The organism is Mesorhizobium sp. M4B.F.Ca.ET.089.01.1.1 (assembly GCF_004022605.1).
GTDB classification, from domain to species: domain Bacteria; phylum Pseudomonadota; class Alphaproteobacteria; order Rhizobiales; family Rhizobiaceae; genus Mesorhizobium; species Mesorhizobium abyssinicae.
Window position 1 is genome coordinate 1 of record NZ_RZOS01000046.1, and the last position, 23,186, is coordinate 23,186.

General features: G+C 64.9%; 22 protein-coding genes and 1 tRNA gene. 5 read left to right on the forward strand and 18 right to left on the reverse strand.

Annotation, left to right across the window (positions count from 1 at the left end):
* From EN780_RS07325 to EN780_RS07355, 7 genes are all read right to left on the reverse strand, one after another.
* On the reverse strand, positions 1-1,111 hold a 1,111-nt coding region (locus tag EN780_RS07325; RefSeq protein WP_128272878.1), incomplete at its 3' end, for an FGGY-family carbohydrate kinase.
* The gene (rhaM, locus tag EN780_RS07330) at positions 1,108-1,422 is read right to left on the reverse strand and encodes an L-rhamnose mutarotase (protein ID WP_189556442.1); all 315 of its coding nucleotides are present in this window, start codon (positions 1,420-1,422) and stop codon (positions 1,108-1,110) included. The genes EN780_RS07325 and rhaM, both read right to left, overlap by 4 nt.
* The gene (locus EN780_RS07335; RefSeq protein ID WP_128272882.1) at positions 1,422-2,423 is read right to left on the reverse strand and encodes an ABC transporter permease; all 1,002 of its coding nucleotides are present in this window, start codon (positions 2,421-2,423) and stop codon (positions 1,422-1,424) included. Before EN780_RS07335 ends, rhaM begins: the two co-directional genes overlap by 1 nt.
* On the reverse strand, positions 2,420-3,397 hold the full coding sequence (locus tag EN780_RS07340) for an ABC transporter permease (protein WP_128272884.1): 978 nt from the start codon (positions 3,395-3,397) through the stop codon (positions 2,420-2,422). The genes EN780_RS07335 and EN780_RS07340 overlap by 4 nt, the downstream gene beginning before the upstream one ends.
* The gene (locus EN780_RS07345; RefSeq protein ID WP_128272886.1) at positions 3,394-4,950 is read right to left on the reverse strand and encodes a sugar ABC transporter ATP-binding protein; all 1,557 of its coding nucleotides are present in this window, start codon (positions 4,948-4,950) and stop codon (positions 3,394-3,396) included. The genes EN780_RS07340 and EN780_RS07345 overlap by 4 nt, the downstream gene beginning before the upstream one ends.
* Before the next feature lie 84 nt (positions 4,951-5,034).
* Positions 5,035-6,030, reverse strand: coding sequence for a rhamnose ABC transporter substrate-binding protein (gene rhaS / locus EN780_RS07350; RefSeq protein ID WP_127282434.1), 996 nt, complete (start codon positions 6,028-6,030; stop codon positions 5,035-5,037).
* A gap of 48 nt (positions 6,031-6,078) precedes the next feature.
* The gene (locus EN780_RS07355) at positions 6,079-6,882 is read right to left on the reverse strand and encodes a DeoR/GlpR family DNA-binding transcription regulator (protein WP_127282435.1); all 804 of its coding nucleotides are present in this window, start codon (positions 6,880-6,882) and stop codon (positions 6,079-6,081) included.
* A gap of 185 nt (positions 6,883-7,067) precedes the next feature.
* Between EN780_RS07355 and EN780_RS07360 the strand changes: the two genes are divergently transcribed.
* The 3 genes from EN780_RS07360 (at position 7,068) to ggt (ending at position 12,745) form a co-directional block, all read left to right on the forward strand.
* Positions 7,068-9,170: a bifunctional rhamnulose-1-phosphate aldolase/short-chain dehydrogenase gene (locus tag EN780_RS07360; RefSeq protein WP_128272888.1), complete on the forward strand. Its 2,103-nt coding sequence runs from the start codon at positions 7,068-7,070 to the stop codon at positions 9,168-9,170.
* A 172-nt stretch (positions 9,171-9,342) separates the two neighbouring features.
* Entirely contained in the window at positions 9,343-10,635 is a 1,293-nt protein-coding gene (gene rhaI, locus EN780_RS07365) for an L-rhamnose catabolism isomerase (RefSeq protein WP_128272890.1), read from the forward strand.
* Between the two features lie 370 nt (positions 10,636-11,005).
* Positions 11,006-12,745 carry a gamma-glutamyltransferase gene (ggt, locus tag EN780_RS07370; RefSeq protein ID WP_128272892.1) on the forward strand — a complete coding sequence of 580 codons (1,740 nt, stop codon included), beginning with the start codon at positions 11,006-11,008 and terminating at the stop codon, positions 12,743-12,745.
* Between the two features lie 136 nt (positions 12,746-12,881).
* Here ggt and EN780_RS07375 read toward each other — a convergent pair whose 3' ends face one another.
* From EN780_RS07375 to EN780_RS07385, 3 genes are all read right to left on the reverse strand, one after another.
* The gene (locus EN780_RS07375) at positions 12,882-13,226 is read right to left on the reverse strand and encodes a hypothetical protein (RefSeq protein WP_127310107.1); all 345 of its coding nucleotides are present in this window, start codon (positions 13,224-13,226) and stop codon (positions 12,882-12,884) included.
* A 171-nt stretch (positions 13,227-13,397) separates the two neighbouring features.
* On the reverse strand, positions 13,398-14,753 hold the full coding sequence (locus EN780_RS07380) for a sigma-54 dependent transcriptional regulator (protein ID WP_127393005.1): 1,356 nt from the start codon (positions 14,751-14,753) through the stop codon (positions 13,398-13,400).
* Position 14,754: 1 nt separating this feature from the next.
* Positions 14,755-16,623, reverse strand: a complete 1,869-nt coding sequence (locus EN780_RS07385) for a sensor histidine kinase (protein WP_128272905.1) — start codon at positions 16,621-16,623, stop codon at positions 14,755-14,757.
* Between the two features lie 234 nt (positions 16,624-16,857).
* On the opposite strand from EN780_RS07385, the gene EN780_RS07390 reads away from it, so the two are divergent.
* Both EN780_RS07390 and EN780_RS07395 read left to right on the forward strand, forming a co-directional pair.
* On the forward strand, positions 16,858-18,192 hold the full coding sequence (locus tag EN780_RS07390; RefSeq protein WP_128272894.1) for a dicarboxylate/amino acid:cation symporter: 1,335 nt from the start codon (positions 16,858-16,860) through the stop codon (positions 18,190-18,192).
* Positions 18,193-18,327: 135 nt separating this feature from the next.
* A complete protein-coding gene (locus EN780_RS07395) occupies positions 18,328-18,909 on the forward strand; it encodes a histidine phosphatase family protein (RefSeq protein WP_128272896.1) in 582 nt (193 codons plus the stop codon).
* Between the two features lie 243 nt (positions 18,910-19,152).
* Here the strand turns inward: EN780_RS07395 and EN780_RS07400 are convergent, their stop codons facing one another.
* From EN780_RS07400 to EN780_RS07435, 8 genes are all read right to left on the reverse strand, one after another.
* Positions 19,153-19,905, reverse strand: a complete 753-nt coding sequence (locus tag EN780_RS07400; RefSeq protein ID WP_128272897.1) for a pseudouridine synthase — start codon at positions 19,903-19,905, stop codon at positions 19,153-19,155.
* Between the two features lie 135 nt (positions 19,906-20,040).
* On the reverse strand, positions 20,041-20,484 hold the full coding sequence (locus tag EN780_RS07405; RefSeq protein WP_128272899.1) for a hypothetical protein: 444 nt from the start codon (positions 20,482-20,484) through the stop codon (positions 20,041-20,043).
* Between the two features lie 224 nt (positions 20,485-20,708).
* Positions 20,709-20,784 (reverse strand) — tRNA-Phe (locus tag EN780_RS07410).
* 173 nt (positions 20,785-20,957) lie between these two features.
* Positions 20,958-21,179 (reverse strand): DNA gyrase inhibitor YacG, encoded by a 222-nt coding sequence (yacG, locus tag EN780_RS07415; protein ID WP_128272901.1) that lies wholly within the window; start codon positions 21,177-21,179, stop codon positions 20,958-20,960.
* A complete protein-coding gene (locus EN780_RS07420; RefSeq protein ID WP_126056548.1) occupies positions 21,176-21,802 on the reverse strand; it encodes a Maf-like protein in 627 nt (208 codons plus the stop codon). Before EN780_RS07420 ends, yacG begins: the two co-directional genes overlap by 4 nt.
* A gap of 19 nt (positions 21,803-21,821) precedes the next feature.
* On the reverse strand, positions 21,822-22,040 hold the full coding sequence (infA, locus tag EN780_RS07425) for a translation initiation factor IF-1 (RefSeq protein WP_006200926.1): 219 nt from the start codon (positions 22,038-22,040) through the stop codon (positions 21,822-21,824).
* A 196-nt stretch (positions 22,041-22,236) separates the two neighbouring features.
* Positions 22,237-22,647 carry a low molecular weight phosphatase family protein gene (locus tag EN780_RS07430; RefSeq protein WP_245499903.1) on the reverse strand — a complete coding sequence of 137 codons (411 nt, stop codon included), beginning with the start codon at positions 22,645-22,647 and terminating at the stop codon, positions 22,237-22,239.
* Between the two features lie 42 nt (positions 22,648-22,689).
* Positions 22,690-23,175 carry a UPF0262 family protein gene (locus EN780_RS07435; protein ID WP_127282869.1) on the reverse strand — a complete coding sequence of 162 codons (486 nt, stop codon included), beginning with the start codon at positions 23,173-23,175 and terminating at the stop codon, positions 22,690-22,692.
* Positions 23,176-23,186: the final 11 nt, after the last annotated feature.

The following is a 23,186-nucleotide window of genomic DNA, read 5'->3' on the forward strand; positions in this document are numbered from 1 at the left end:
GCCTAAGACAGGTCGCGGTCATCAGCGCCAGATAGAAGGAGATAGTGACGAAACGCTCACCGCCGCTCGTTCCGTCGGCATTGAGCCATTGCGGCTGGCGGTGCGGAAACGGCCCCGATCCCTGCTGGGTCGAGGGCAGAAGCAGCGTCCTGCGCGCCAGCACGGCGGCGACGTCGTCCTCGCTCCAGTCCTGCGGCTGACCGTCGTCGGTCAGCAGCGAGAACTCGCGCCCGCCCATGAAGCGAGCCGAAGGCACGGGATCGCCGAGCGCGTTGACGTTGACCAGCGTGTCTCGGGCCGGATCGAGTTCGACCTTGCCGCCGCCGACGGCCATCGACACCACCCAGGTGCCGGTCGAGACAACGGAGAAGGGCGGCGCATCGGACAACAGATGCGGCAGCAGCGAGGCGTTGGAATCGTGCAGCCCGCAGTACACCGGCGTTTGCGGGTCGAGCCCGGTCTGCTGAGCGAGTGCCGGCAGGATCGGCCCGAGCCGGTCCTTCGCCGGCCGCACCGGCGCCATCAGCCGGCGCCAGCCCATCTTGTCCACCAGCGTCGAGTAGTCGGACGTCCACGGGTTCCACAGGTCGGTGTGGCAGCCGAGTGATGTCACCTCATTGGCAGTCACGCCAGTCAGCCGCTGCGCCCAGTATTGCGGGTACATCAGGATCGCGGCCGCCTTGGAAAATTCTGCTGGAAAGCGCCTCTGCTGCCAAAAGAGCTGCGCGCCGATGTTCAGGCCGGCCGGCAGGCGCGGCGTGCCTGTCTCGACAAAGGGCGGACGGATGAGATCATAGTCCTCGGCGAAGTCGTCTGGTCCTGAAAATTCATAGTCGAGCACCGGTAGCGCCGGGCCTCCGTCGGCGTCGACCAGCACCGCTGTCGCGCCATGGGTGGTGATCGAGATGGCGTCGATGCGCTGCCCGCGGTGGAGTTCGGCGAGACTGTCGAGGATGAACGTCCACAGGCGCTCGATGTCGTGATGCGGGTAGGGGCCGCCAGTGAGGGGCGCGTTGGCGCTGCGGCGCAGAGCCGTCTCGCGCAAGGTCGCCAGATCGACCAGCGCCACTTTGGCGTTGGTCTTGCCGATATCGATGACGGCGACGATCATGCCATATGGAACACGGTTTCCAGCGGCACCGCCACCGGCTCGTTGTCGGCCCTGGTTTCCATGGCGTCGGCCATGTGCGCCCACCAGCGCTGCATCACCGGATGCTTGGGCAGATCGGCCATGCCGTGGTCGTCACGGCGCCACAGCACGCCGAACAGGATGTTGGTCTCCTCGTCGAGATGGATCGAGTAGTCGGAGACACCGGCCTGCTTCAAAAGCGCCACCAGCGACGGCCAGATCTCGTCATGGCGGCGCTTGTACTCGGCCTTCATGCCGGGATTGAGCTTCATCTTGAAGGCGTATTTTTCCATCAGGCGAAGCGTCCCTCGCGCAGGCGTCGCCAGACGATGGGCAGCGCAATGACGATGATCAGCAGCAGGCCGATGAAGATCGACATGACGATGCCGGGCACGTTGAGCAGCCCGAGCCCAAAGGTCACCAGCCCCATGATGAAGGCGGCGAGCACGACGCCCAGGATGCTGCCGGCGCCGCCGAGGATCGAGACGCCGCCCAGCACCACCATGGTAATCGCTTCCAGCTCATAGCCTTGCGCGATCGACGGCCTCGTCGAGCCGAGCCGCGAGGTGATCAGCACCGAGGCGATGCCGGACATCAGCCCTGTCAGGCAGAACAGGATGAACTTGATGCGGTCGACACGCACGCCTGAGAACTGGCAGGCGACCGGATTGTTGCCGATGGCAAAGACGCGGCGGCCGAAGCTCGTGCGATGCAGCACGAACCAGTAGATGAGCGCGGCGACGAGGAACAGCGCCAGTTCGAACGAGAAAACCCACCAGACATAGCCCTGGCCGAAGAAGGCGAAGCTTTCCGGATAGCCCTTGTAGGCCTGGTCGCCGAGGATGATGAAGGCGATGCCGCGAAACAGGCTCATCGTGCCGATGGTGACGACGATGGACGGCAGGCCGAGGCGCGTGACGAGCAGCCCGTTGAAGGCGCCGCAGCCGAGCCCGACAACGATGCCGATGGCAACCAGCAGCGGCGTTCCGGCGCCGGCCTGCACGGCCATGCCCATCATCGTCGAGGCAAGCGCCACGATCGCCGCGACCGACAGGTCGATCTCGCCGGAAATGATCAGCAGCGCCATGGCGAGCGCGATCAGCGCCTTTTCGGTGAAGTTGAAGGTCAGGTCCGACAGCGACCACGGGTCGAGGAAATAGGGCGAGGCGAAGCTGTTGACCGCGAAGATGAGAACCGCGATGACGACGAGCAGCGCCTCCCAGGAAAAGATCGCGGACGAGAGCGGCTTGTCGAGCCGGTCGGGGATGTGGCGCGGGTGAGGGGCGTCGGTCATGCCGCTTCCGCCTTTCTGAGGATGATCCGGCCCTGGCGGCGCTCACCGCGCGCATTCAGCACCACCGCCAGGATGATGGCGCTGCCCGATATCGCCATCTGCCAGAAGGGCGAGATGTTGATGACCGGCAGCGCGTTGGAGATGATGCCGAGAAACAGCGCGCCGAGCACCGCGCCGCCGACCGAGCCGATGCCGCCGGCGATCGAGATGCCGCCGATGACGCAGGCGGCGATGATGTTGAGCTCATAGCCGTTGGCGACCTCGACGGATGCGATCACATAGCGCGAGATCCACAGATAGCCGGCCAGTCCGCCGATCATGCCGGAAATGCAGAAGACGATGAATTTTGTCCGGCCGACGTCGATGCCGGCATAGACCGACGCGGTCGGGTTGACGCCGATGGCGTAGATCGAGCGGCCGATCTGCGTGCGCGTCATCACCACGAAGAACAGCGCGATGACCAGCAATGCGATCCACGAAAGCACCGGCAGGCCGAGGAAGGCGGCGCGCTGGAAGTTGATGAAATCCGGGCTCATCTGGTCGGCATTGACCCAGGCGCCGCCGGAGACGACGAAGGTCGCGCCGCGATAGATGGTGAGCGTGCCTAGTGTCACCACGATCGAGGGGATGTTCAGCCGCCACACCAGCAAGCCGTTGATGGCGCCGAGCACCAGTCCGACGATAAGCGCGATGACGATCAGTGCCGGTATCGGGATCGCCGGATGCGCGGCGTTGAGCATCGCCACCACCATGCCGGTGAAGCAGAGGTTGGACGCCATCGACAGGTCGATCGAGCGCGTCAGGATCACCACCATCTGGCCGAGCGCCAGGATCATCAGGATCGAGGTGTCGTTGAACACCTGGCGCAGATTGGCCGGGTCGGCGAAACCCGGGAAGCGGGTCGAGATCAGGCCGATCAGCACGGCTATTGCAGCAAGCAGCCAGATCTCGCGGTATTTGCGCAAATTCTTCATGCCGCGATCCCCGCTGCGGTTCTTACCAGCGTCTCGGCATCGAGCCCCTTGTTGTCGTGGACGGCCGCGATGCGGCCTTCGCGCATGACGACGACACGGTCCGACATGCCGAGGATCTCCGGCAGTTCGGAGGACACCATGATCACCGACAGGCCCTGCGCGACCAGCTCGGCCATGAAGCCGTGCACGGCGGCCTTGGAGCCGATGTCGATGCCCTTGGTCGGCTCGTCGAGGATGATCACCTTGGGCACCGTCGCCAGCCATTTGGCGATGACCACCTTCTGCTGGTTGCCGCCCGAAAGCGTGCCGACATCCTGGCTGAGCGATGAGGCTCTGAGATCCAGCCGTTCGGTGTAGGAGCGGGCGAGCGCGAACTCCTCCGCCAGCCTGAGCACGCCGGATTTCGAGGTCCGCATGAGCGAGGGCAGCGACACGTTCTGGAAGATCGGCATCCCGATCACCACGCCCTGCTTGCCGCGCTCCTCGGGCACGTAGACGATGCCGGCCTCGATGGAGTCGGCGGCCGATTTCGGCGCGATCGGCTTGCCGTCCAGCGTGATCGTGCCGCGGCTGGTGCGGGTGATGCCCGATATGGCCTGCATCACTTCGCTGCGCCCGGCGCCGACCAAGCCGTAGAAGCCGAGGATCTCGCCCTTGCGCAGCTCGAAACCGATGTCGTCGAATTCGGTCGGGTGCGACAGGCCGGATACGGAAAGCACCGGCACGCCGATCTTCGGCTCGCGCTGCGGGAAGATGTGATCGACGTTGCGGCCGACCATCATGCGCACGATCTCGTTCTGGCCGGCATCCTTCAGCAGGCCTTCGCCGACCATCTCGCCGTCGCGGAAGACGGTGTAGCGGTCGGCAATGCGGTAGATCTCGTCGAACTTGTGGCTGATGAACAGCACCGCCTTGCCTTCGCTCTTCAGGAATTCGATCAGCAGGAAAAGCTCCTCGATCTCCTTCATCGAGAGCGCGGCGGTCGGCTCGTCCATGATGACGATGCGCGCATCGATCGACATGGCGCGCGCCACGGCGACCAAGTGCTTGTTAGCGATGCCGAGGTCCTTCAGCCTTGCGTCGGCATCGATATGGCCGGCGCGCATCGTCTCCAGCACCTCGCGCGCATTCTTGCGCATGGTGCGCCAGTCGATGGTGCCGAAGCGGGTGCGCGGCGCGTGGCCGAGAAAGATGTTTTCGGCGACCGAAAGGTCGTCGAACAGCACCGTTTCCTGATGGATGGCGGTGATGCCGTGGCCGAAGGCGGCATGCGCGCTGTGCAGCGTCGTCGCCTCGCCGTCGATGCTGATTTCGCCGGCGTCGGGCTGGTAGATGCCGGTCATGATCTTGACCAGCGTCGACTTGCCGGCGCCGTTCTCGCCGATCAGCGCCGTCACCTGGCCCGGATAGAGCGACAGGCTGACATTGTGCAGCGCGCGGACACCGGGGAAACTCTTCGAAATGCCGGAGAGCGTCAGGCGCGGGGCGGCCGGCTGGGCCGGGCCCGAAAGCGGCCGTTCCGTCTCCACTTTGTGCTGGGCTGTCGTGTCCATATCCGTATCAGGCCCTGAGAGAAGGTCCGTTTGAAGATGCGGCGGGACAATTGTCCCGCCGCACGAGCTTGAAGTCGACCAGGATCAATAGATCTTGGAGAACTTCTCGATGTTGGTCTTGTCGAACTGGAAGGGCGGAGCCATCGCAGCCGAGTTGGTGTCGTCGAGCGTCACCTTGCCGACGCGGCCGATCGACAGCGTGGCGCCGGGCTTGGCCTCTTCCTTCTTCACTGCCAGGTCATGGGCGAGGTAGATGGCTGAGTAGCCGAGGTCGATAGGGTTCCACAGCGCGACAGCCTGGCTGGCGCCGTTGTCGATGAACTTCTTGAACTCGGACGGCAGCGCCAGGCCAGTGACATTGACCTTGCCGATCAGGTTCGCGTCGGTGACGACCTGGGCGGCGGCGACGACGCCGACGGTGGTCGGCGCGATGATCGCCTTGAGGTTCGGATAGGACTTCAGCAGGCCCTTGGCCTCGTCGGTGCTCTTGGCCGAGTCGTCATCGCCATAGACGGTGGCGACCAGCTTGATCTTCGGGAACTTCTCCGGCAGCACCTTCTTCGCCGCCTCGATCCAGGCATTCTGATTGGTCGCGGTCGACGATGCGGAGAGGATGGCGACGTCGCCGCCTTCCGGCAGGTAGTCGGCGGCGAGCTTGATGATGGTCTCGCCGATCAGGCCTGTGTCCGACGGGTTGAGGTGCAACTGCCGGCCTTCCTTGGCAACGCCGGAGTCCCACGAGATCACGGTGATGCCGCGTTCCATCGCCTTCTTCAGCACCGGCACCAGCGCGTCGGCGTCATTGGCCGAAACCGCGATCGCATTGACCTTCTGCGCGATCAGCGAGTTGATCACCTCGATCTGCGCCTCGGCGGTCGCCTTGGTCGGGCCGGTGTAGATCACCTCGACATCGCCCAGTTCCTTGGCCGCTTCCTCGGCGCCCTTGTTGGCGGCGTCGAAGAAGCCGTTGCCGAGTGATTTCACCACCAGCGCGATCTTGACGTTCTCTGCATAGGCGGCATTCACGAACATGGCGGCGGAAAAGGCCGCCGTAACCAGCAGTTTCTTCAAAAAGCTCATCGAATATCCTCCCTTGAGCGTTGCATTTCCATCGCCGCTGCGGGCCGCTCAGGCCTGCAGTGAAGATTCTTCCTGTGCCGCCTTGCGGGCGACGATCAGCGTTACCCCGGCGGTTTCGAGCATCTTGGCCTCGCGGTCCTCGATGCCGTCGTCGGTGATCACGGTGGCGATGCGCGTCAGCCCGCACAGGATCAGGCTGGAGCGCATGCGGAATTTCGAGGAATCGACCAACACCACCAACTCGTCGGCCTGGTCGATCAGCTTCTGCTCGGCCTGGATCAGCAGCGGGTCGCCTTCCATCAGGCCGAGCGGCCCCAGCCCTTGGGCGCCCATGAACATGCGGCGCGCGTAGAAGTTGCGCGTCACGTCATTGTCGAACGGCGACAGGATGATGTTCTGCTCGCGGTAGATGGTGCCGCCGGACAGCATCACCGTGTTCTTGGAATGCTTGAGCAGGTGCTCGGCGATCGGGAAGGAATTGGTGAAGATCGGCATGCGGCGGCCGGTCAGGAAATGCACCATCTGGAAAGTGGTGGTGCCGCCATTGATAATGATCGGTTCGCCGTCCTTGCACAGGTTCACCGCTTCCCGGGCGATCGCGCGCTTCTGCGCGGCGTTCAGCGTTTCGTTGACCGAGAAGGGGCGGCCGGCGAGGCCGATGAACTGCGGCGGCGAGATCGCCTCGGCACCGCCGCGCACCCGGCGCAGGCGCTTCTGCACATGCAGCGCCGCGATGTCGCGCCGGATCGTCGCCTCGGAGGAGTCCGTCAGGTCGACCATCTCCTGCACCGTCACTACAGGCTTTTCCTGGACGGCGGACAGAATGATCCTGTGGCGCTCTTTTTCGTGCATGGTTCCTCCCTGCCTGAGCATCTAGGCACTCAAAACGAGCAGTGTCAATCATTTCCGATCATATAATTTCATTGTGCAGTGCAATATGATCGATATTGATCGTTTATGATTGACAAGAGGGCGTCTTGCGTAGACATTCCCCGCGAAAAGGACCGCACCTTTTTGCGTCCCAAGGGAGGATACCTATGCTCGACAAGCGCTCCGGCTCGCGCCTCGCCAATCTGTGGGATGATGCGAAGGCCAAGGGATTGAGCGACCCGGAGCTGCTGGTCTATCGCTCCAACACGCTCGGCTCCGACAAGCGCGTCACCAACTATGGCGGCGGCAACACCTCGTCAAAGGTCTGGCAGAAGGACCCGCTGACCGGCGAGGAGGTCGAGGTACTGTGGGTCAAAGGCTCGGGCGGCGACAGCGCCTCGATCAAGCTCGACGGTTTCGCCACGCTCTACATGGACAAGCTGCGCGCGCTGAAAGGTCTCTATCGCGGCCTCGCGCATGAGGACGAGATGGTCGGCTACCTGCCGCACTGCACCTTCAACCTCAATCCGCGCGCGGCCTCGATCGACACGCCGCTGCATGCCTTCGTGCCGAAGCCTTGCGTCGACCATATGCATCCCGACGCTATCATCGCCATTGCCGCGGCGAAGGATTCCAAGGCGCTGACGAAGGAGATCTTTGGCGATGCTATCGGCTGGCTGCCCTGGAAGCGGCCAGGCTTCGAGCTCGGCCTGTGGCTGGAGAAATTCTGCCTGGAAAACCCCGAGGCGAAAGGCGTCATCCTCGAAAGCCACGGCCTGTTCAGCTGGGGCGACACGCCGAAGGAGTGCTACGAGACGACGATCTCGGTGATCAACCAGGCGATCGAGTGGTTCGAGCGTCGGTCCGAGGGCGTGGCTATCTTCGGCGGCGAAGTGGTGAAGTCGCTCGATGCGCCTGCGCGCCGCGCGATTGCCGCCAAGCTGATGCCGAGGATCCGCGGCCTGATCTCGGAGAAGAGCCACAAGCTCGGCCATTTCGACGACCAGCCCGCCGTGCTCGAATTCGTCAATTCGAGGGATCTGCGGCCGCTGGCAGCGCTGGGCACTTCATGCCCCGACCATTTCCTGCGCACCAAGATCCGGCCGCTGGTGATTGAATTCGACCCGGCGAAACCCGACGTCGACGCCGTCATCGCGCGTCTCGCCGACGACATCGCCGAATATCGCGTCGGCTACCGGGCCTACTACGACAGCTGCAAGCATGCGGATTCGCCCGCCATCCGCGATCCCAATGCCGTGGTCTATCTGATGCCTGGCGTCGGCATGTTCACCTTCGCCGGCGACAACGCGACGGCGCGTATCTCCGGCGAATTCTATGTCAACGCCATCAACGTCATGCGCGGCGCCTCGACCGTCTCGTCCTATGTCGGCCTGCCGGCGCAGGAGGCCTTCGACATCGAATACTGGCAGCTCGAGGAAGCCAAGCTGCAGCGTCTGCCGAAGCCGAAGGCGCTGGCGGGCCAGATCGCGCTGGTCACCGGCGGCGCCGGCGGCATCGGCCGCGCCACCGCCAACCGGCTGCTGCGCGAAGGCGCCTGCGTGGTGCTGGCCGACATCGACGAGGCTGCGCTCGCCAGCGCCAATGACGAACTGTCGAAAACCTATGGCAAGGATTTCGTCCGGCCGGTGGTGATCAACGTCACCTCGGAGGATCAGGTCGTCGCGGGCTTCGCTGAAACTTCGGTCGAGTTCGGCGGTGTCGACATTCTTGTCTCGAATGCCGGTCTCGCTTCCTCGGCGCCGATCGAGGAGACGACACTGGCGCTGTGGAACAAGAATATGGACATATTGTCCACCGGCTATTTCCTCGTTTCTCGCGAGGCTTTCCGGCTGTTCCGCGCGCAGAAGATCGGCGGCAACGTCGTCTTCGTCGCCTCCAAGAACGGGCTTGCCGCCTCGCCCAACGCCGCCGCCTATTGCACGGCCAAGGCGGCCGAGATCCATCTCGCGCGCTGCCTGGCGCTTGAGGGCGCTGAGGCGCAGATCAGGGTCAACGTCGTCAATCCCGACGCCGTGCTGCGCGGCTCCAAGATCTGGTCCGGCGAGTGGAAGGAACAGCGCGCCGCCGCCTACAAGATGTCGACCGACGACCTCGAGGAGCACTACCGCTCGCGCTCGATGCTGAAGCGCTCGGTCTTCCCGGAGGACATTGCCGAGGCGATCTACTTCTTCGCCTCCGACATGTCGGCCAAGTCGACCGGCAACATCATCAACGTCGACGCCGGCAACGCGCAGAGCTTTACGCGGTAAATTGTCAATGACGGCGCTGCCCCTCACCCTTACCCTCTCCCCATAAGGACGGGGAGAGGGGGCCGCCAGCGCTGGAGCGCTTCCCTCTCCCCGTCACTATACGGGGAGAAGGTGGTCCGAAGGGCCGGATGAGGGGCAGCGCCAGCCGAACGTATCTTGGGAGGAATAGCATTTGTCCGAAACCATCATCTCGGCCGACCTCGTCGCCAAACATAACGCCGCCCGCAAGGCCGACCTCGTGCGCGACTACGCCTCGCTCGGCGAGCGTCTCGACCGGCGCGGCATCGCCATCGACTCCATCCGCGACAAGGTCGAAAAATTCGCCGTGGCGATCCCGTCCTGGGGCGTCGGCACCGGCGGCACGCGCTTCGCCCGCTTTCCCGGCGCCGGCGAACCGCGCGACATCTTCGACAAGATCGAGGACTGCGCCGTCATCAGGCAACTGACGCACGCGACACCCACCGTCTCGCTGCACATCCCGTGGGACAAGGCCGATCCGAAGCGGCTGAAGCAGGCCGCGTCGCGCTTTGGCCTTGGCTTCGATGCCATGAACTCCAACACCTTCTCCGACGCCAAGGACCAGGAGCTTTCCTACAAGTTCGGGTCGCTGTCGCATGCCGATGCCGGCACGCGCCGGCAGGCAGTCGAGCACAATCTCGAATGCATCGAGATCGGCAAGACGCTTGGCTCGAAGGCGCTGACGGTGTGGATCGGCGACGGCTCGAACTTTCCCGGCCAAGTCAATTTCGCCAGGGCCTTCGAGCGCTACCTCGACGCCATGCGCGACATCTATGCCGGGCTGCCGGACGACTGGCGGCTGTTCACCGAGCACAAGATGTACGAACCGGCCTTCTATTCGACGGTCGTGCAGGACTGGGGCACCAACTACCTCATCGCGAAAGAACTCGGCGACAAGGCTTATTGCCTGGTCGACCTCGGCCATCACGCACCGAACGTCAACATCGAGATGATCGTGTCGCGGCTGATCCAGTTCAGGAAGCTCGGCGGCTTTCACTTCAACGATTCCAAATATGGCGACGACGACCTCGATGCCGGCTCGATCGACCCCTACCGGCTGTTCCTGGTCTTCAACGAGCTGGTCGACGCCGAGCTGTCCGGAGCCGAGGGCTTCAATCCCGCGCACATGCTCGACCAGAGCCATAACGTCACCGACCCGATCGAAAGCCTGATGCTGTCGGCGGTCGAGGTGCAGCGCGCCTATGCGCAGGCGCTGCTCGTCGACCGCAGGGCGCTGCAGGGTTTCCAGGAAGAGAACGACGCGCTGATGGCGACGCAGACGCTGAAAGCCGCCTACCGCATCGACGTCGAGCCGATCCTTGCCATGGCGCGGCTGAGGACCGGCGGCGCCATCGATCCGGTCGTCGCCTATCGCGCCGCCGGCTACCGGGCGAAGGTCGCGGCCGAAAGGCCGGCTGTCGCCGGCGGCGGTGGTGGGATTGTTTGAGGCCAAGTCGGCGATTGCTCCAGGCAGTTTTTCGATAATCGTCACTGTCGGCGCTGCCCCTCATCCGCCTGCCGGCACCTTCACTCCGTGAACGGGGAGAAGAGCGCTGGTCGCGATCTCGGCGTCTGCTCTGCCAGCTTGGCGATTGGCGAAGCCACCGACGAGAGCGCCCCTTCTCCCCGTCACTATACGAGGAGAAGTGCCCGGCAGGGCGATGAGGGGCAGCGCTGACCTCGGCCATTTCCTATCCTTCGGACAAAGACCGAAGCGGAGGCCGGCCCAGCGGGCCGTTTCGATTATTCAATTGTTATTGGACTATCGCGCTCCAAGGGTCTTTCCTAGGCGTCCCCCACGCCCCGGAGTCCCCGCCATGCAACTCACCCGTCGGACGCTGATCGCCGTCAGCCTTTCGCTTACCCTCACCCTCACGCCATCGGCCGCCGTCTTCGCCGCCTCGCCGGCCCCAGCCAAGGGTGAGCACGGCATGGTGGTGACGGCCCAGCATCTTGCTTCGGAAGTCGGTGTCGATGTGCTGAAGAAGGGCGGCAACGCTGTCGATGCCGCGGTCGCCGTCGGCTACGCGTTGGCCGTCGTCTATCCCAACGCCGGCAACATCGGCGGCGGCGGCTTCATGACCATTCGCCTCAAGGACGGCCGTTCGACCTTCCTCGATTTCCGCGAGCGCGCGCCGCTCGCCGCGACCAAGACCATGTATCTCGACAAGGACGGCAAGCCGGTGAAGGGCGCCAGCCTCGACGGCTATCTCGCCGTCGGCGTGCCGGGCTCCGTTGCCGGTTTCGAGATGGCGCGCGAGAAATATGGCACGCTCACCAGGCAGGACCTGATGGCGCCGGCGATTGCCTATGCCAGGGACGGTTTCGTCCTCAACCAGGGCGACGCCGCCTCCTTCGCTGGCGGCGCCGAACGGCTGGCCAAGGACCCAGCGGCGGCCGCCATCTTCCTGAAAAAGGACGGCAAGCCCTATGGCATCGGCGAGAAGCTCGCCCAGCCGGACCTCGCCGCCTCTCTGTCAGCCATTTCCGAGAAGGGGCCGGACGCCTTCTACAAGGGCGCCATCGCCGATGCGATCGTCAAGGCAAGCGAGGCCAAGGGCGGCATCCTCGCCAAGGGCGATTTCGAGCAATATGCCGTGCGCGAGCTGAAGCCGGTGACCTGCTCCTATCGCGGCTATGAGATCATCTCTTCGCCGCCGCCGAGTTCCGGCGGCGTCATCATCTGCGAAATCCTCAACGTGCTCGAGCTCTATCCGCTGTCCTATCTCGGCGCGGGGTCGGCCGGAACGGTGCATGTCATGGTCGAAGCCATGCGCTACGCCTATGTCGACCGCAATTCGGCGCTCGGCGACCCGGATTTCGTCGACAATCCGGTCGAGAAGCTGCTCGACAAGGGTTACGCCAAGGACATTCGTGACAAGATCGATCCGTTCCGCGCGGGCGTGTCGAAAGACCTGATGCCGAAAGGCTTCGGCGAGTCGAAGGAGACCACCCACTATTCGATCATCGACAAGGACGGCAATGCCGTCGCGGTGACCTATACGCTGAACGGCTCCTTCGGCGCCGGCGTCGTTGCCGACGGCACCGGCATCCTGCTCAACAACGAGATGGACGATTTCACCCAGAAGCCGGGCGTGCCCAATCTCTACGGGCTGGTCCAGGGCGAGGCCAACGCGATCGAGCCGAAGAAGACGCCGCTATCCTCGATGAGCCCGACCGTGGTCACCAAGGACGGCAAGCCGTTCATGGTCATCGGCAGCCCCGGCGGCTCGCGCATCATCACCATCACGCTGGAGGCGATCGTCAACGTCATCGACCATGGCATGAACATCCAGGAGGCGATCGACGCCCCGCGCATCCATCATCAATGGCTGCCGGATACCGTCTATGTCGAGCCGTTCGGCCTGTCGCCGGATACCGAGAGGCTGCTTGCCGGCATGGGCTACCATCTCGAACTCGCTGACAAGACCTGGGGCCAGGCAGCCGGCATCCTGGTCGGCGGCAAGAGCCTGGACGAAATCGAGAAGGGCGGCGGCGCCCGTTACAACGGCGCCATCGACAGCCGCGCCGCGGCGGGCGAGGCGCTTGGGTACTAGAGCAATTTCAGGAAAAGTGTGAACGGTCAGGCTCGGCGACTTCGCCGTAGCCTTCCGTCCGGAATTGCGTCAAACCAAAAAGATAAAGCGGTTCCGCCGTTTCCATGAAACGCTCTAGGACTGGTCTAGGCCTGGGTCAGATGACCAGCGTCAGCGTGGAAGCCAAGAGCATAAGGGCGGCGATGCCGACGAACAGGGCATAGAGGCGGGGACGGTCGAGCAGCAGCGCGTTGCCCGATATCCAGGCGGATGTCGCGCCGCCAAGCGCGAACAGGAAGCCGTTGCGGTGGCCGAACGTCATCGAGGCGGCCATCAGCCCGCCAATGATCAGCGCGCCGAACACGATGATGACCGCGACGGCGTATTTCTCGAAATCGTTGCCGCTCCCCATGGCCGGGCCGATCGCGTTCAAGTTCGACAGCTCGTCCGGATCGAAGGGGCTGGTCGACCCATATTCGTCATGACCGACGGGTTCTCGCATCACTCAATCTCCGCTGCCCGGCAACAAACCATCAACATCCGCCGAGCGCAACCCGAACGCGCCTTGCCGGGGGCATCCGCCGCGATCTTCAACATCTTCTGGTGCCGACGTGCCACGGTTTGCGGGCGCCATTCAACGATTGCGGCATGGCTTCCGTTCCACGCGCTTGAATTATCTGGAAAAATCGCTGCGCACGATGCCGTGCCGCTGCAGCTTGTCGTAGAAGGTCTTGCGCGGGATCCCCAGCGCCTCGATCGTGCGCCGGACATCGCCGTCATTGCGGCCAAGTGTCTCGCGGATGATCTCGGCCTCGTAGCGCTCGAGACGTTCGGGCAGCGCCATGGCCGCATCCGATTCGGCCGGGGCAGGGGCTTCGGCGTGGCCGGCATCTTCAAGCCCCAGTACGAAGCGTTCGGCGAAATGGGTGAGCTCGCGCACATTGCCGGGCCAATCATGCTCCCTCAAATGCCGGTGCACGGCCGCAGGCACGGCCGGCATCGGGCGTCGGAAACGAGCGGCGGCGCGCTCGGCGAAATAGCCGAACAAAAGGGCCACGTCGTCGCGGCGCTCGCGCAGCGGCGGGATCGACAGCGTCACCACGTTCAGCCGGTAATAGAGGTCCTCACGGAAGGCGCCGCGCTGGGCTGGATCACCGAGATCGACCTTGGCGGCGGCGACGACGCGCAGGTCGACAGGCCGAATTTCGTTGGTGCCGAGCGGCGTTACCTCGCGCATTTCCAGCACCCTCAGCATCTGCACCTGGGTCGAGGGCGGCATGCTCTCGATCTCGTCGAGGAACAGCGTGCCGCCGCTCGAATGCTCGATGCGGCCAATGCGTTTCTTCTGCGCGCCGGTGAAGGCGCCGGCCTCGTGGCCGAACAATTCGCTCTCGATCACGGTCTCCGGCAGCGTGCCGCAGTTCAGCGCCACGAAATTGCCCTGCGCGCGGCGGCTCCAGCGGTGCAGGAGGCTCGCCACCACCTCCTTGCCGGAGCCGGTCTCGCCGGTCACCAGCACGTCGACGTCGGTGTCGGCGATCTGCCTCAGCGTCCGGCGCAGCCGCTCCATCGCCGGTGTCTGGCCGATCAGCGGCAAGCTGTCCTGCGCCTGCTCGGCCGCCTCGCGCAAGGCGCGGTTCTCCATCACCAGTCGGCGCTTTTCCGCTGCCCGCCACACACTCTGGGCCAGCCGCTCGGCGGCGAAGGGTTTGGTGATGAAGTCGTAGGCGCCGTCCTTGATCGCCTTCACGGCCATGGCGATGTCGCCATGCCCGGTAACGAGGATGACTGGAATGTCCGGATCTACCTCCACGATGTGGTCGAAAAGCTGCAGTCCGTCGATCTCGGGCATGCGGATGTCGGACACCACCACGCCGGCGAACCCGGCGTCGAGCCCGGCCAGAGCCTCCCTCGCCACGGAAAATGCCGATACCGCGAAACCGGCGAGCTCCAGCGTCTGCCGCGTCGCCTTCAGGAGATCGGCGTCGTCGTCGATCAGGATGACCGGGGCGGGCTGGTCGGTCGCCATGCTAGGCTGCTTTCGCAAGATGGATGGTGAAACGGGTGCCCTCGGCGCCGCTCGCGACCTCAATGCGCCCGCCATAGTCGGCGACGATGTCCTTCGAGATGACGAGGCCTAGCCCAAGCCCTTTTTCCTTCGAGGTGTTGAAGGGCGTGAACAGCGATTTGAGGATCGCCGGCGGAATGCCCGGGCCGTTGTCCGAGACGCTGAGCACGACGCCGTCTCTTTCCTCGACCGAAACCTCGACCCTGGCGCCGTCGCGGCCGTTCAGCGCCTCCAGCGCGTTCTGGAACAGGTTGATCAATACCTGTTCCAACCGCACCCGATTTCCCATCACCTTGAGCGGGGGCGGCGGCAGCGTGATCTCGAGCGCGTCGAGTCGGCCGGCGAAACGGCTCCTGAGCAGCACCACCGCGCCCTCGATGACGCCGCGCAACTCGACCGGCTCGGCCGCGGTGCGGCCCTTGCGGGCGAAGGTTTTCAACTCTTCTGTGATGGTGCCGATGCGCTCGGTCAGCGCCGCGATTGCGCCGAGGTTTTCTTCGGCCGGGGCAGTCTGCTTGCGGCCGAGGAAGACGCGCGCATTGTCGGCATAGGCGCGGATGGTCGCCACCGGCTGGTTGATCTCATGCGCGACACCGGCGGCGACCTGGCCGAGGATGGCCAGCCGATTGGCCTGCACCAGCTCCTGCTGCACCACCTGCAGCTTGGCCTCGGTGCTGCGATGGTCGGTGATCTCCGCCTGCAGACGGTCGCGGGCGCGGCTCAGATCCTCGGTGCGCTCGACGACTCGACGTTCGAGCTCGGCGCGCGTCGCCTGTTCGGCGGCGATCCGCATCTGCGCGGATTGCCGGCGCCATAAGAGATAGGCGGCAAGGCCGATGAGCGGCCCGATGACGCCAAGCGCCAGGAGCCGCATCTCGCGCTGGGCGGCGGCGATCGGCGCCTCGGCCGGAACGAGATAGTCGAGCCGCCACGGCGTCGAGGCGACCGGCGTCGACAGCCGGAGATACTCGCCGTCGCTGCCGCCCGGCGTGATCGCATGCACTATGGACACGTCGGCGCTCAAGGTTTCCGGCCGCACGATCGGCAGCGGCACCAGCGGCGCGTCGCCGAACTGCTGGCTGTCGCGGATTTCGGCAAGGGTGGCGCCGGCAAGCGGCGCCGTCGTCATGAAACGCCAGGACGGCACGCTGGTGATCAGCACGACGCCATGCTCGTCGCTGACATAGGCCGGGCGGTTCGCCTCGTGCCAGTCAGCCTCGAGCTGGTCGAACTCCATCTTGACGACGACGACGCCGAGCGGCGCCGAGGCGCTGCCGACGCGGCGCGAGATGTAGAGGCCCGGGCGCTTGCTGACATTGCCGAGCGCGAAATACTCGGCCGTTCCCGTCTGCATGGCGCGGGAGAAATAGGCGCGGAAGCCGTAGTCGTTGCCGACGAAGCTGGTCGGCTCGCGCCAGTTGCTCGACGCGACCGCCAGGCCGTTGGTGCCGGTGACGTAGAGCACCGACGCCTTGGTGCCGGACACCAGCCCTTCGAGCTTGCGGTTGAGCACGTCGATCGCGGCAGCGCTGCGCGCGGCCAGCGCGTCATGCACCTGCTGGTCCTCGGACAGGAGCAGCGGCAGCGCGCGCGGGTTTTCCAGCACGGCGCGCAGCAGCGCCACCTTCAGATTGGCGTCGGTGCGCCCCTGTGCGGCAAGCGCGTCGACCTCGACCGCGCGGCCATAGAGGCCGGCGCCGTAGAGTGCCGCGGCAATGATGGCGAGCGCCACTCCGGCAAACAGCAGCCAGGCCCGGCGCGCCCTTCTGCCGAGCTGCTCGGGCGTTGGAGAAAGGCCGGCAATAGAGCCGGCGGCGGGGCGCTGCAGCATCGCCCATCTGTGCATGATTTCGCACAAAACACAATTCGACCCATGCGGATGGCCGCACGCTGCCACCAGACCGAGCGGCCAGCGGGTCGAAAAAAGCTAACAAAATCATAGCAAGTCCGCGCCGGCGGAAACTGGCACGCGGGTTGCAAAGACGGAGTCGGCAGTCGCGAGGCTGTTGGAGGTCAAATGCCCCGGGAGGTCGAGCCTTTCGATCGGGGCGCAACGGAGGACGTCATGCAGACAACATTCGCTGCCGCCGAGCCGCGCGGCAAGGTACCCCTTTATCGGCATCTCTATGTGCAGGTCCTGGCGGCCATCGCCGCCGGCATCCTGCTTGGCCACTTCTATCCCGAACTCGGCGCGTCGCTGAAGCCGCTCGGCGATGCCTTCATCAAGCTGGTCAAGATGGTGATCGCGCCGGTGATCTTCCTGACCGTGGCGACCGGCATCGCCGGCGTCTCCGACTTGCACAAGGTCGGCCGCGTCGCCGGCAAGGCGATGATCTACTTCCTGTTCTTCTCGACGCTGGCGCTGATCGTCGGCCTCGTCGTCTCCAACGTCGTCCAGCCCGGCGCCGGGATGCACATCAATCCGGCGACGCTCGATGCCAGCAAGGTGTCGACCTTCACCGAGAAGGCGCATGACACCACCATCGTCGGCTTCCTGATGAACATCATTCCCGACACCATCACCGGCGCCTTCGCCCAGGGCGATATCTTGCAGGTGCTGTTCTTCTCGGTGCTGTTTGGTGTCGCCCTCGCGCTGGTTGGCGATCGCGGCCGTCCGGTGGTCGACTTCCTGCAGGCGCTCACCGCGCCGATCTTCCGCCTCGTCGCCATCCTGATGAAGGCCGCCCCCATCGGCGCCTTCGGCGCCATGGCCTTCACCGTCGGCAAGTACGGCATCGGCGCGATCGCCAACCTCGCCTTCCTGATCGGCACCTTCTATCTGACGTCGCTGCTCTTCGTGCTGGTCGTGCTCGGCGCGGTGGCATGGTACAACGGCTTCTCGATCCTGGCGCTGATCCGCTACATCAAGGAAGAGCTGCTGCTGGTGCTCGGCACCTCGTCCTCGGAAGCCGCCCTGCCTGGCTTGATGGCTAAGATGGAACGCGCCGGCTGCAACCGCTCGGTGGTCGGCCTGGTCATCCCGACCGGCTATTCCTTCAACCTCGACGGCACCAACATCTACATGACGCTGGCCGCGCTGTTCATCGCCCAGGCGACCGACACGCCGCTCACCTTCGGCGACCAGATTCTGCTCCTGCTGGTCGCCATGCTGAGTTCCAAGGGTGCCGCCGGCATCACCGGCGCCGGTTTCATCACGCTCGCCGCCACGCTCTCGGTCGTGCCTTCGGTGCCGGTCGCCGGCATGGCGCTGATCCTCGGCGTCGACCGCTTCATGTCGGAATGCCGGGCGCTGACCAACTTCGTCGGCAACGCGGTCGCGACCATCGTCGTGGCGCGCTGGGAAGGCGAACTCGACCAGACGCAATTCGCCGCCGCCATGGCTGGCCAGTTGCCGGAAGAGGCCGACCTGGCGCTGTCCGGGGGTCTCCAGCCCGCCTGATCCAGTCAGGCGCCTCCCAAGCCTGGAGAGGCCGCGGCCGGTAAAACCGGTCGCGGCCTGTTCTTTTTGCCGGTCGCCGCATAGGGTGGCGCGGGCCGTTCGTCCGGCCTAGTCGCAAGCGGCGAGGGGGCCGGCATGAGCAGCACGTTTCCCGAGATCTACCTGATCCGCCATGGCGAAACCGAATGGAGCGCCTCGGGCAAGCACACCGGCCGCACCGACATTCCGCTGACGGCGAAGGGCGAGCAAGCCGCCCGCGGCCTCGCCGATCGGCTCAAGGGCCTCACCTTCCAGGCCGTATGGTCGAGCCCTTCGCAACGCGCCTTCAATACCTGCACCTTGGCCGGCTTCGGGGCGGCCGCGATCAAGAAGCTCGACCTGCAGGAGTGGGACTACGGCGCCTATGAAGGCGTGACGACGAAGGAGATCGTCGCCGGTCGCCCTGGCTGGAACGTGTTTCGCGACGGCTGTCCGGGCGGCGAGCAGGCCAGCGATGTCGGCGCCAGGGCCGACGCCATCATCGCCGCGCTTCGCGCTGTCGCCGGCAATGTGCTCATATTTTCGAGCGCGCATTTCCTGCGCGTGCTAGCGGCGCGATGGATCGGACTGCCGCCTGACGGCGGCGAGCATTTCGTGCTGGACACCGCAAGCCTCAGCATCTTCGGCTACGAGCATGACCTGACCGAGCCGGTGATCCGCCGGTGGAACCAAAGATAGTCCGGCTTGACAAGATCGATACCTTGGCGTTGGCCGAAACGCCCGTCGTTTCGTCATTCTAGGGCGGAGCAAGGAGCGAAGCGACGCGGCGCAGACCCTAGAATCCATGCCGTGACGGTGCAGAACGATCTCAGTTCTGCACCGCCTCTACCTTTCGAGTGAGGTCACGGCATGGATCCTCGGGTCTGCGCATCCGCTTCGCTCCCGCTCCGCCCGTGGATGACGAAGTTCGGGGCGCAGCCACTAGGCAACCAGCATCGCTACTTCCTCCGCCGTCAAATGCCGCGCCTTGCCCTTGGCGAGATCGCCGAGCTGCAGGCGCCCGATCGCCACCCTGATCAGCCTCAACACGTCGACTTCGAAGGCGCCGAGCAGCCGGCGGATCTGGCGGTTGCGGCCTTCGTCGAGCACGACCTCCAGCCAGGCCGTGCGGCCGCCGCTGCGCAGCAGCTCGATCGAGCGCGCCGTCAGCAGTTCGCCGTCGACCGAAGCACCGTCGCGAAACCGTGCCAGCATGGCGTCGTCGGGCGCGGTGCCGATCTGCACGTGATAGGTCTTGTCGACATGCGAGGCCGGATCGAGCAGTCCGTTCGCCCAGCGCGTGTCATTGGTCATCAAAAGCAGGCCTTCGCTGGCCTTGTCCAGCCGCCCGACGGGCGACACGAAGGGCAGGTCGAGCCCCTCGAGGCAATCGTAGACCGTGCCGCGTCCTTCGGGATCGTCGCGGGTTGTGACCAGCCCGCGCGGCTTGTTGATCATCAGATAGACCTTGCGCTCGGCAACGACCTGCTCGCCGTCAACCGCGATGCGGTCACGGTCGAGATCGATGCGCAGCGATGGATCGCGCGCGACCTTGCCCGCCACCCGCACGCGGCCCTCCGCGATCAGTACCTCGGCCTGCTTGCGCGAGCACAGCCCAAGCTTCGACAGCGCGCGGCTGAGGCTGACACCCGCGCCCGGAGGTCGTCTGATGCTGTGCGGCGGCGGTCGTGCCATGATCCGGCGTTCTTTCCCGATGGACGGCGACAGATGCCACGGGCGGCAGCGGGATCGCAAGCCGCAGCGTTTGCGGTGAGGTGGGCCGGTTTTTGTCGAATGCCTGTCGGGCAGGATGATCGACGCGTTAAGACGTCATTCCACTGGCGGCGCGCTCAGTCGCCGGAAGGAGACGCCGTCGAACACTGCTGTCACGAAGTCGGTGACGGACATCTTGCGCTTGCGCCCGTCGCTGCAGGCATAGACCGGCCAGCCGTCGTCGCTGCATTCGCTGGCCAGGCAGATCTGGGCGAGGCAGTTCCCCGCGGTCAGCCGGAAACCGCCCTTGCCGGCGAAGCCCTGCAAGAGACTGCCGTCCGCCGCGCGCCACGTCCGTTGGCTGAATTCCGTCCGCAACAGGCGTGGTTCCAGGGGCACCGCAAGGTCGGCATCGCCGGAGCGCCCGGCAAGCTGAAACCGGAACCGCGCCATGGCGGTCGTGTAGGCCGTGACGGTATCCGATTCATGCGCATAGGCAGTCGCTAGACTGGCATGGTCGAGCAGATGAGACACACGCTCGCCTGCCTCCACCGGCATCATCAAGGCAACGATGGCAACAAGGGCGAAGCAAGCTCGCGACATCGATCTTCCAGCAGCCATACCGATCCGGCGTGCCGGTCTGCCCCCCGGTTCGCCTGCGGCAGCATCGTGCCAATCGGCGCGCGGCGCAAGCCGCCCAAAGGTGGTTGGTCGCGCCTGGCGCAACATAAGACGATACGAGAGGCGATCGTTGCCTAGGGCTCTTGATTCTTGTGGGAGAAAAATGGTGCCCAGAGGCGGATTCGAACCACCGACACGCGGATTTTCAGTCCGCTGCTCTACCAACTGAGCTATCTGGGCCTCGCCGGCAAGCGAGATTTCGCAGGCCGGATTTCTCGAAGGCGCCGCCGGCGCCCCTTGAAAGCGCGTGGGTTATAGCACGGGAATTCAGCCTGTCCAGCGCCTAAGCGCGGATTTCAGCCGGGAAAAGAAAACCACTGAAAGACAGCGGCAAAACAGCTGATATCGCGCGCTTACGGCTCGTCCTTGGGCGCCGGGCTTTGCTCCGGCGCTTCGCCTTCTTGCTCCTCGTCGTCGCGGCCAGGGATGACATAGGCGCCCTTCAGCCAGCGATTGAGGTCGATGTCCTTGCAGCGCGCCGAGCAGAACGGATAGTGCTCGCGCACCGATGCCTTGCCGCATTCGGGGCAGGGGCGCCGGGGGCGCAGCGGCGTGACCTTGTCGTCCAGGCTCATGGGCGCGCGGTGAGCCAGCTCGCATGCACCTTGAAGCCCTCGCCGGCAAGCAGGGCCGTCGTCTCGTAGAGCGGCAGGCCGACGACGTTGGTGTAGGAGCCGACCAGCTTGACGACGAAGGACCCGGCGAGGCCTTGCACGGCATAGCCTCCGGCCTTGCCGCGCCATTCGCCGGAGGCGACATAGGCGTCGATCTCCTCGCGCGGCAGCCGCTTGAAGCGTACGCGGGTCTCGACCAGCTTCTGGCGCAGCTTGCCGCCCGGCGTGATCAGGCAGATGCCGGAATAGACCCGGTGCGAACGGCCGGAGAGCAGGCCGAGGCAGTTCGCGGCGTCGTCGATCGTCTCGGCCTTGGGCAGGATGCGGCGGCCGACCGCCACCACCGTGTCGGCGGCGAGCACGAAGCCCGGCGCATAGTCGTCCTCGCTCTTCAGCGAGGCGAACGCCTTCTCGGCCTTGTCCTTGGAAAGCCGCTTGGCCAGCGAGCGCGGATGCTCGGCGCGCAGCGGCGTCTCGTCGACATCGGCCGGCAGCACGCGGTCCGGCTCGATGCCGGCCTGCTGCAGCAGCTCGATGCGGCGCGGCGAACCCGAGGCAAGCACGAGCTTCTGCAGGATGCTCATCTGGGGTCGCGCCGGGCTGTTACTTGAAACGATAGGTGATACGGCCCTTGGTCAGGTCATAGGGGGTCATCTCGACCAGGACCTTGTCTCCGGTCAGCACGCGGATGCGGTTCTTGCGCATGCGGCCGGCCGTGTGGGCGATGATCTCGTGTTCGTTTTCGAGCTTCACCCGGAACATCGCGTTGGGCAGCAGTTCCGTGACCACACCCGGAAACTCGAGGACTTCTTCCTTCGGCATTCGATACCTTTGCTTGGATTTCGGTTCCGGCGCTAGAGCATGATGCCGAAAAGTGTCAAGCGGTTTTCGGACGACATCATGCTCTACTGTTTTGATCCGGAGTCGGATGATTTCCGGCCGAACCGACCGGAAATCATCCGACTCCGGCCGGAATTTCGGCGGAACCTATATGATAATCGTCCGCTTGTGAACACGCTTAATCCAAGGCGCCTTTTGCCTCGGATGCGGGAAAACGTCTGACGATGCGCGCTTTCAGCCGCTCGCGCACATCGCGATAGGCGGCCATGATATGTTCGCGCGTGCCGCCGGCATCCGTCGGGTCCGGCATCGGCCAGTATTCGACCTCGACGGCGAGCGAGCGGGTGAGCTCGAGCGCCGCGTGGTGCGCTTCCGGCGCCAGCGTGACGATCAGGTCGAAATAGTCGTCCTCCAGCTCGTCCATGGTCCTTGGCTGGCGCTCGCCCAGCGACAGTTCGTCCTCGGCCAGAACGGCGTCGACGAACGGGTCGCGCTCGCCGCTGCGCACACCGGCCGATGCGACGAAAATGGCCGAAGGCAGCATGCGCCGCGCCAGCGCCTCGGCCATCGGCGAGCGCACGGCGTTCATTCCGCACATGAACAGGATCGAATGCGGCAGCGAGGCCAGGGCCTAGCCTCGCCAGTGCAGCACGCAGACCAGCGTGAACAGCCGGCGCGCCGTGTCGAAATCGATGTCGATCTTGCCGGCCAGCCGGTCCATCAGCGTCTGCGAGCCTTCATTGTGCAGGCCGCGACGGCCCATGTCGATCGCCTCGATATGGCTGGGCGTCGAGGAGCGGATGGCGTCGTAGTAGCTTTCGCAGATCAGGTAGTAATCCTTGACGATGCGCCTGAGCGGCGTCAGCGACAGGATGTGGGTGACGACGGCGGCGCCGTCCTCGCGCGCTACAGCGAACACCAGGCGGGAATCGGCCAGCGACAGCTTGAGGCGGTAGGGACCGGCGCCGTCGTCGTTGACCGGCTGGAAACTGTTCTCCTCGATCAGGTCGAAGATCGCCACCGCCCGCTCGTGCTCGACATCGGGCGTCGAACGGCCGATCGATTCGTCGAGCTCGACATCGATCAGCCTGGCGCGGGTTCGGTCGTAGTCGGACATCGCTACATGTT

Bases quoted from the DNA above. Each gene is read 5' to 3' on its own strand.
- EN780_RS07380 (WP_127393005.1), bottom strand. From the start codon at position 14,753: ATGGCGACCGACCAGCCCGCCCCGGTCATCCTGATCGACGACGACGCC.
- EN780_RS07360 (WP_128272888.1), top strand. From the start codon at position 7,068: ATGCTCGACAAGCGCTCCGGCTCGCGCCTCGCCAATCTGTGGGATGAT.
- EN780_RS07430 (WP_245499903.1), bottom strand. From the start codon at position 22,647: ATGAACGCCGTGCGCTCGCCGATGGCCGAGGCGCTGGCGCGGCGCATG.
- EN780_RS07420 (WP_126056548.1), bottom strand. From the start codon at position 21,802: ATGAGCATCCTGCAGAAGCTCGTGCTTGCCTCGGGTTCGCCGCGCCGC.
- EN780_RS07385 (WP_128272905.1), bottom strand. From the start codon at position 16,623: ATGCTGCAGCGCCCCGCCGCCGGCTCTATTGCCGGCCTTTCTCCAACG.
- EN780_RS07395 (WP_128272896.1), top strand. From the start codon at position 18,328: ATGAGCAGCACGTTTCCCGAGATCTACCTGATCCGCCATGGCGAAACC.
- EN780_RS07405 (WP_128272899.1), bottom strand. From the start codon at position 20,484: ATGATGCCGGTGGAGGCAGGCGAGCGTGTGTCTCATCTGCTCGACCAT.
- EN780_RS07345 (WP_128272886.1), bottom strand. From the start codon at position 4,950: ATGGACACGACAGCCCAGCACAAAGTGGAGACGGAACGGCCGCTTTCG.
- EN780_RS07340 (WP_128272884.1), bottom strand. From the start codon at position 3,397: ATGAAGAATTTGCGCAAATACCGCGAGATCTGGCTGCTTGCTGCAATA.
- EN780_RS07355 (WP_127282435.1), bottom strand. From the start codon at position 6,882: ATGCACGAAAAAGAGCGCCACAGGATCATTCTGTCCGCCGTCCAGGAA.
- infA (WP_006200926.1), bottom strand. From the start codon at position 22,040: ATGCCGAAGGAAGAAGTCCTCGAGTTTCCGGGTGTGGTCACGGAACTG.
- EN780_RS07400 (WP_128272897.1), bottom strand. From the start codon at position 19,905: ATGGCACGACCGCCGCCGCACAGCATCAGACGACCTCCGGGCGCGGGT.
- EN780_RS07435 (WP_127282869.1), bottom strand. From the start codon at position 23,175: ATGTCCGACTACGACCGAACCCGCGCCAGGCTGATCGATGTCGAGCTC.
- rhaS (WP_127282434.1), bottom strand. From the start codon at position 6,030: ATGAGCTTTTTGAAGAAACTGCTGGTTACGGCGGCCTTTTCCGCCGCC.
- EN780_RS07335 (WP_128272882.1), bottom strand. From the start codon at position 2,423: ATGACCGACGCCCCTCACCCGCGCCACATCCCCGACCGGCTCGACAAG.
- yacG (WP_128272901.1), bottom strand. From the start codon at position 21,179: ATGAGCCTGGACGACAAGGTCACGCCGCTGCGCCCCCGGCGCCCCTGC.
- EN780_RS07375 (WP_127310107.1), bottom strand. From the start codon at position 13,226: ATGCGAGAACCCGTCGGTCATGACGAATATGGGTCGACCAGCCCCTTC.
- rhaM (WP_189556442.1), bottom strand. From the start codon at position 1,422: ATGGAAAAATACGCCTTCAAGATGAAGCTCAATCCCGGCATGAAGGCC.
- EN780_RS07390 (WP_128272894.1), top strand. From the start codon at position 16,858: ATGCAGACAACATTCGCTGCCGCCGAGCCGCGCGGCAAGGTACCCCTT.
- ggt (WP_128272892.1), top strand. From the start codon at position 11,006: ATGCAACTCACCCGTCGGACGCTGATCGCCGTCAGCCTTTCGCTTACC.